Consider the following 7,589-nt stretch of genomic DNA (forward strand, 5'->3'; position numbering starts at 1 on the left):
GGGGCGGGCTGGGGAACAAATCCAGGGTGCCCGACCCGACGGTGCGGAGACACAATGGCGGCCATGCCAACCGAACAGCACCTGGAAGAAGCGCGAGCAACCCTCGCCGAGTTCCCCGTCGCGGACGGCCACAACGACCTCCCCTGGGCACTGCGCGAGCAGGTCCGCTACGACATCGACAGCCGGGACATCGCAGCCGACCAGACGGGCCGGCTGCACACCGACCTCGCCCGGCTGCGCGCCGGCGGCGTCGGCGCGCAGTTCTGGTCGGTGTACGTACGGACCGACCTGACCGGCGACGCGGCGGTCAGCGCGACCCTCGAACAGATCGACTGCGTCGAGCAGTTGCTCACCCGGTACCCCGCCGACCTGCGCCGCGCGCGCACCGCCGCCGACATGGAGGCGGCGCGCGCGGAGGGCCGGATCGCGTCCCTGATGGGCGCCGAGGGCGGCCACTCCATCAACAACTCGCTCGCCACCCTGCGCGCCCTGCACACCCTCGGCGTGCGGTATATGACGCTCACCCACAACGACAACATCGCGTGGGCGGACTCGGCCACGGACAAGCCCGGCGTCGGCGGCCTCTCGCCCTTCGGCCACGCGGTCGTACGGGAGATGAACCGGATCGGCATGCTCGTGGACCTCTCGCACGTGGCGGCCACCACGATGCGCGCGGCCCTGGACACCTCCACGGCGCCGGTGATCTTCTCCCACTCGTCGTCGCGCGCGGTCTGCGACCACCCGCGCAACATCCCGGACGACGTCCTGGAGCGGCTGCCCGCGAACGGCGGCGTAGCGATGGCCACGTTCGTACCGAAGTTCGTGCTGCAGGCGGCCGTCGACTGGACGGCCGCCGCGGACGACAACATGCGCGCCCACGGCCTGCACCACCTCGACACCACCGCGGAGGCGATGAAGGTGCACGCGGCCTTCGAGGCGGCGCACCCCCGCCCGGTCGCCACCGTCGGCACGGTCGCCGACCACCTGGACCACATGCGCGAGGTGGCGGGCATCGACCACATCGGCATCGGCGGCGACTACGACGGCACGGCCTTCACCCCGGACGGCCTCGACGACGTGGCCGGGTACCCGAACCTGATCGCCGAGCTCCTGACCCGCGGCTGGTCCCGCCCCGACCTGGCCAAGCTGACCTGGCAGAACGCGGTACGGGTGCTCGGTGCGGCCGAGGACGTCGCACGGGACCTGGGCGCCCGCACCGGCCCGTCGGTCGCGACCCTCGACCAGCTCGACGGCTGACGCTCACTCCGTACGGGGGCGCGGCCCGGTCCGTCCCCCGTACGGAGCACACCGCCGAGACCCGCACGGGGTCCCGTGCCACGGTTGGCGTACAGATTGCTGTACCAGCCAACCGGAGCTCCACATGGCCGATCTACACGACGACGAGGACATTCCTCTTGCTTCCGGCGGCGCCGCCGGCGACTCCGAGGAGGGCGCGGAGGGCGCGGAGAGCGCGGAGGGCGCGGAGGGTCCGAGACCGGGCGCGCCCGCACCCGAACTGCGGGCCAGGGCGCTGCTCACCGCACACCCGGTCGCCGACGGCCACAGCGGACTGCCCTGGGCGCTGAGCCAACTCACCTGGTACGACCTGGAGTTGGGCGACCGCGCACTGGAGACCGACCTGCCGCGGCTGCGTGAGGGCGCGGTCGGCGCGATGTTCTGGTCGCTGCGGGTACCCGAGGCGTACGTGGGCGACCGGGCCGTCAGCGCCACCCTCGGGCTCATCGACCTCGCCGAGTGCGTGGTCCGCGAGCACCCGGAGGGCCTGCGGCTCGCCCACACCGCCTCGCACACCGCCGACGCCCGCTCGCACGGCCGGATCGCCTGTCTGCTCGGCCCCGCCGGAGCCCCCGCGATCGGCGACTCGCTCGGCACTCTGCGCGCCCTGCACAAGCTCGGGGTGCGCAGCCTCACGCTGTCCGGCACCCGCTGGGCGGGCGAGCGGGGCCTGTCCCGCTTCGGCGAGGAGGTGGTCCGCGAGATGAACCGCCTCGGTGTCCTCGCCGACCTCAGCGGCAGCTCGCCCGACACGGTCCGGCACACCCTGGCCGTGTCGAAGGCGCCGGTGCTGTTCTCCCGCTCGGCGGCGGCCGCGCTCACCGAGCACCCCGACAACGTCCCGGACGAGCTGCTCGCCGCCCTGCGCGGCAACAAGGGCCTGTGCCTGGTGCCGTGCACGGCGGCGCAGACGGGCCCGGCGCTGCGGGACGTGGCCGACCACCTCGACCATGTGCGCCGGGTCGCGGGGCCCGAGTGCGTCGGCATCTCCGGGATGTACGACACGGAGAGCGCGCTGCCGGACGGCCTCCAGGACACCTCGCGCTATCCGCAGCTGATCGCCGAACTCCTGGACCGCGACTGGTCCGAGTCCGACGTGTCCCTGTTGACCTGGGGCAACGTCCAACGCGTCCTGCGCGAGGCGGACTTCACGGCCCGCGCGGCCCAACTGCGCAGACCGCCGTCGACGGCGACGCTGGAGCGCCTGGACGCATAGGCCCACCCAAGGCCGGGCACCCGTTCTGCCTCAGCAGGCGTCTCAGCAGGCGCAGAGGCAGAACGGATGCCCGGCCGGGTCCGCGTACACCCGCCAGGTGCGGGACCGGTCCGCGTTGTCCAGGACCTGGGCGCCGAGCGCGAGCACCTGCTTCTCGGCGGTGTCGAGGTCGTCCACGGTCAGGTCGAGATGGAACTGCTGCGGCCGCTCGGGGTCGGGCCACTGCGGCGGTACGTGAGCGGGCGCGGACTGGAAGGCGAGGACGCTGCCGCCGTGCCCCTCCAACTCGACCCAGCTGTCGGTGTCGTCCTTCTCCTCCCGCACGGTGCCGCCGAGCAGCGCCGCGTAGAAACCGGCGAGGGCCAGGGGGTCGGGACAGTCGAGCACTACGGCTCCGAGCTTGGCGACAGGCATGGTCCTGATCCCTCCGTCGGGTTACCGCTTGCATGTCTCATCCGGTAACGGTTACCTCATGCTCCCGCACTGGAGGTAACGTCGCAACCATGAACGAGCAAGCGTCCGCGCCGGGAGAGCTGGCCTTCGTGGAGGCGCTGGTCAACACGCTCGACGTGGAGACGGGCGTCGACGCCCTGGACACGGCGGAGGGCCGCAGGCCGTTCGGGATCACCGCGCGCGAGGCGGACACCGCGAGGGAACTCCGCGAGGCGCTGCGCGCGGCCTGCCTGGCGCACGCGGGCCACCCCCCGCACCGTACGACCCGCCCGCTCTCCCAACTCCTCGCCGGGGCACCGCTGTTGGTGACCGTGGACGACGAGACGGGCGCGGCGGACCTGCGTACGGCGGAGCCGACGAGCCTCACCGCCCGGGTGGCCCACGCCATCGCGGCGGCAGCGGCGAACGGCACCTGGCTCCGCCTCAAGGCCTGCGAAACCCACGACTGCCTCTGGGCCTACTACGACCGAAGCCCAGCCTCCCGCCGCCGCTGGTGCTCGATGCAGGTTTGCGGGGCGCGGGCGAAGATGCGTACGTACCGGGCGCGCAAGGAAAGTTGACCGGCACCACCGCACCGCCGATCGCCCTGCGGGCTCGTCCTCAATCGCCGGACGGGCTAATAGATAGCCCCTCCGGCGTTTGAGGAGCGGGGGTCCGGGGGCTGGCCCCCGAAGCGCCGCAGGCTTTCGGGAAGGGGCGGGGCGGGGAGAAGCTCAGGCCGCAGGCCGACCCATCGCCCGGTACGTCCACCCAGCCGCACGCCAAAGAACGGGGTCAAGGGCGTTGCGCCCATCGAGCAGAACGGGCCGGCCCACCACAGACACCAGCTCCGCAGGATCCAGCTCCCGGAACTCCCGCCACTCCGTGAGATGCAGCACGACATCCGCCCCCCGCACCGCATCCAGCGCCGACTCCGCGTACCCGAGCGTCGGGAACACCTGCCGGGCGTTGCCCATGCCCTTCGGGTCGTACACCGTGACCTGGCCGCCCTGGAGGTGGATCTGCCCGGCGACGTTCAGCGCGGGAGAGTCCCGCACATCGTCGGAGTCCGGCTTGAACGTCGCACCGAGCACCGCGACCCGCTTGCCGAGGAACGAGCCCCCGCCGAGCGCCTCGCGGGCCAGCTCGACCATGTGGCCGCGGCGGCGCATGTTGATCGAGTCGACCTCGCGCAGGAAGGTCAGCGCCTGGTCGGCGCCCAGCTCACCGGCGCGGGCCATAAATGCACGAATGTCTTTCGGCAGGCAGCCGCCGCCGAAGCCGATCCCGGCGCGCAGGAACTTCTTGCCGATCCGCTCGTCGTAGCCGATCGCCTCGGCCAGCTTCACCACATCGCCGCCCGCGGCCTCGCAGACCTCGGCCATCGCGTTGATGAAGGAGATCTTCGTGGCGAGGAAGGAGTTGGCGGAGGTCTTCACCAGCTCGGCCGTCGGGAAGTCCGTCACGACGAACGGCGAACCCTCCGAGACCGGCGTCGCGTACACCTCGCGAAGCAGCTTCTCGCTGCGCTCGCTCGCGACGCCCACCACGATCCGGTCCGGGTGCAGGGTGTCCTGGACGGCGAAGCCCTCGCGCAGGAACTCCGGGTTCCAGGCCAGCTCCACGCCCTCGGGCAGGGCCTCGGTCAGCCGCGCGGCCGAGCCGACCGGCACCGTCGACTTGCCCACGACCAGGGCGCCTTCGCGGGCGACGGGGGCGAGCGAGGCGAAGGCGGAGTCGACGTAACTCATGTCGCAGGCGTACTCGCCGTGCTTCTGCGGGGTGTTCACGCAGACGAAGTGCACATCGCCGAACGCGCCGACCTCCTCCCAGGAGGTGGTGAAGCGCAGCCGGCCGCTGGAGCCCTCGATGCCCGCGACGTGCTTCTGCAGCAGATCTTCGAGACCGGGCTCGTACATCGGTACGCGGCCCTGCGAGAGCAGCTCCACCTTCTCGGGCACCACGTCGAGCCCCAGCACTTCGAAGCCCAGCTCAGCCATGGCCGCTGCGTGGGTGGCGCCGAGGTAACCGGTGCCGATCACGGTGATCTTGAGGGCCATGGGAGTGCTCCAGAGAGGTACGGGGCAGATGCGCTGCCCGAGCATAGTCGGGGCCGCGCGGGGGCACGGAGGGCCCTGTCGGGAACTCTGGAGGGTGCTGTCGGGAACCTCACGTACCCGGTCGGCGGGGTGGGCCCTAAAATCAGGGTTACTTACAGGGTTACTTAACGGTAGTTAGCACTCTTGGGGAGTGAGAGATCTTGGCGGCCAACACAGATTCCTCGGCATTCGACCTGTACCGTCCGGCCGAGGAGCACGACATGCTCCGGGAGGCGGTGCGTGGACTCGCCGAGGCGAAGATCGCGCCGCACGCCGCCGCGGTGGACGAGGAAGCCCGTTTCCCGCAGGAGGCCCGTGACGCGCTCACGGCGAACGACCTGCACGCGGTGCACGTACCGGAGGAGTACGGCGGCGGCGGTGCCGACGCCCTCGCCACGGTCATCGTGATCGAGGAAGTGGCCCGCGTCTGCGCCTCCTCCTCGCTGATCCCGGCCGTGAACAAGCTGGGCTCGCTGCCGGTCATCCTCTCCGGCTCCGAGGAGCTGAAGAAGAAGTACCTGGGCCCGCTGGCCAAGGGCGATGCGATGTTCTCGTACTGCCTCTCCGAGCCGGACGCCGGTTCGGACGCGGCCGGCATGAAGACGAAGGCCGTGCGCGACGGCGACTTCTGGGTCCTCAACGGCGTGAAGCGCTGGATCACCAACGCCGGTGTCAGCGACTACTACACGGTGATGGCCGTCACCGACCCGACCAAGCGTTCCAAGGGCATCTCCGCGTTCGTGGTGGAGAAGGACGACGAGGGTGTCTCCTTCGGCGCCCCGGAGAAGAAGCTCGGCATCAAGGGCTCGCCGACCCGCGAGGTCTACCTCGACAACGTCCGTATCCCCGCCGACCGCATGATCGGCGCGGAGGGCACCGGCTTCGCCACCGCCATGGCGACCCTGGACCACACCCGCATCACCATCGCGGCCCAGGCCCTCGGCATCGCGCAGGGCGCCCTCGACTACGCCAAGGGCTACGTCCAGGAGCGCAAGCAGTTCGGCAAGCCGATCGGCGACTTCCAGGGCGTGCAGTTCATGCTCGCCGACATGGCCATGAAGATCTCCGCCGCCCGCGCCCTCACGTACCAGGCAGCGGCGGCCTCCGAGCGCGGCGACAGCGACCTCACGTACCTCGGCGCGGCCGCGAAGTGCTTCGCCTCGGACATCGCGATGGAGGCCACCACTGACGCCGTCCAGCTCCTCGGCGGATACGGCTACACCCGTGACTACCCGGTCGAGCGCATGATGCGCGACGCCAAGATCACCCAGATCTACGAGGGCACCAACCAGGTCCAGCGCATCGTCATGGCGCGCAACCTGCCGTAGCGGCACGGGAGTTGTACGCGAAGGGCCCCGCCGGTACGTACCGGCGGGGCCCTTCGCGTATCCGCTGTCCGCGTCGCGCGGGGACGCGTCACTCGTCGGAGACGGTGACCTTCTCGTCGTTCTTCAGCTGCTCCACCAGCTGCTGCAGCTTGGCCTTGTCCCAGACCAGGTTGCCGTTGACGCTGCCGGAGATCGGCATGTTCATCGACTTGCCCTCGCCGCCCGAGACACTCTTCATCGCCCAGAACATCCCGGCCAGGTCGAAGAGGCTCATGTCCTCGTCGACGACCAGGGTGTCCAGGCCCGCGCCCATCGTCGGGTAGAGCTTGAAGGGGTTCAGGACCGTCGACGGGGTGGCCGTCTGGTTGGCGAGCGCCGAGAGGAACTTCTGCTGGTTCTTCGTACGGTCCAGGTCGCCGCCGTCCAGGCCGTAGCGCTGGCGGACGAAGGCCAGGGCCTGCTCGCCGGTCATCTCGTGCTTGCCGGGGTCGAAGTCCGCGCCGGACTTCTCGTCCTTCATCGGCTTCTCGACGTTGATCTCCACGCCGCCGACCGCGTCCACGATCTTGGCGAAGCCGCCGAAGCCGATCTCCGCGTAGTGGTCGATCCGAAGGCCGGTGTTGTGCTCGACGGTACGGACGAGCAGCTCGGGCCCGTCCTCGGCGTACGCGGCGTTCAGCTTGGTGGTGCGGCCGGTGCCCGGGTACTTCTTGCCGGAGTCCGAGCCGACGAAGGACGGTATCTCCACGTTCGAGTCACGCGGCAGCGAGATCAGGGTGTCGCCGTTGCTGCCGGTGTGCAGGATCATCATCGAGTCCGTGCGCTTGCCCTCGGCCGAGCCGGTGTGCAGGCGCTTCTTGTCCTGGGCGGTCATGCCCTCACGGCTGTCGGAGCCGACGATCAGGTAGTTCGTGCCCTCGCCCTCGGCGGGCCGCTCGATCACCTTGCTCAGCTCGACCTCGTGCTTGAGCTGCGAGTCGGCCCAGAAGTACGTACCGACGCCCCAGGCCAGGACGACGACCAGGAGCGTGATCAGGATGCGCTTGAACCGGCGGCCCCGGTTCGGCGCGGGACGGTAGTCGTAGTCGTCGTCGTAGCGGCCGTCGTCACCGCCGCGACCGCGACCGCCGCCACCGCCGTAGACCTGGCCCTCGCTGTAACCGTCGTCGTAGCCGTACCCCTGCTGCGGGGGTACGCCCGGAGGGGCGGCGGGGGGAC

At 70.6% G+C, this 7,589-nt stretch carries 7 protein-coding genes; 4 read left to right on the plus strand and 3 right to left on the minus strand.

Going from position 1 to position 7,589, the window contains the following annotated elements; translation table 11 throughout:
- Window positions 1-63 precede the first annotated feature (63 nt).
- Window positions 64-1,257: a dipeptidase gene (locus tag GUY60_RS31030; RefSeq protein ID WP_161703857.1), complete on the plus strand. Its 1,194-nt coding sequence runs from the start codon at window positions 64-66 to the stop codon at window positions 1,255-1,257.
- A 124-nt stretch (window positions 1,258-1,381) separates the two neighbouring features.
- A complete protein-coding gene (locus GUY60_RS31035) occupies window positions 1,382-2,512 on the plus strand; it encodes a dipeptidase (RefSeq protein ID WP_161703859.1) in 1,131 nt (376 codons plus the stop codon).
- Window positions 2,513-2,554: 42 nt separating this feature from the next.
- Here GUY60_RS31035 and GUY60_RS31040 read toward each other — a convergent pair whose 3' ends face one another.
- Window positions 2,555-2,926 (minus strand): VOC family protein, encoded by a 372-nt coding sequence (locus tag GUY60_RS31040; protein WP_161703861.1) that lies wholly within the window; start codon window positions 2,924-2,926, stop codon window positions 2,555-2,557.
- Between the two features lie 89 nt (window positions 2,927-3,015).
- Here GUY60_RS31040 and GUY60_RS31045 point away from each other — a divergent pair, with 89 nt between their 5' ends.
- On the plus strand, window positions 3,016-3,525 hold the full coding sequence (locus GUY60_RS31045; protein ID WP_161703864.1) for a CGNR zinc finger domain-containing protein: 510 nt from the start codon (window positions 3,016-3,018) through the stop codon (window positions 3,523-3,525).
- Between the two features lie 153 nt (window positions 3,526-3,678).
- Here the strand turns inward: GUY60_RS31045 and GUY60_RS31050 are convergent, their stop codons facing one another.
- Complete coding sequence (locus tag GUY60_RS31050; RefSeq protein ID WP_161703866.1) at window positions 3,679-5,004, minus strand: UDP-glucose dehydrogenase family protein; 1,326 nt, start codon at window positions 5,002-5,004, stop codon at window positions 3,679-3,681.
- Between the two features lie 260 nt (window positions 5,005-5,264).
- Here GUY60_RS31050 and GUY60_RS31055 point away from each other — a divergent pair, with 260 nt between their 5' ends.
- Window positions 5,265-6,371 carry an acyl-CoA dehydrogenase family protein gene (locus GUY60_RS31055; RefSeq protein ID WP_161703870.1) on the plus strand — a complete coding sequence of 369 codons (1,107 nt, stop codon included), beginning with the start codon at window positions 5,265-5,267 and terminating at the stop codon, window positions 6,369-6,371.
- An 88-nt stretch (window positions 6,372-6,459) separates the two neighbouring features.
- Here GUY60_RS31055 and GUY60_RS31060 read toward each other — a convergent pair.
- Window positions 6,460-7,589 (minus strand): LCP family protein (locus GUY60_RS31060; RefSeq protein ID WP_161703868.1); only part of this gene is annotated, 1,130 nt, incomplete at its 5' end.

The organism is Streptomyces boluensis (assembly GCF_009908195.1).
Lineage (GTDB): Bacteria > Actinomycetota > Actinomycetes > Streptomycetales > Streptomycetaceae > Streptomyces > Streptomyces boluensis.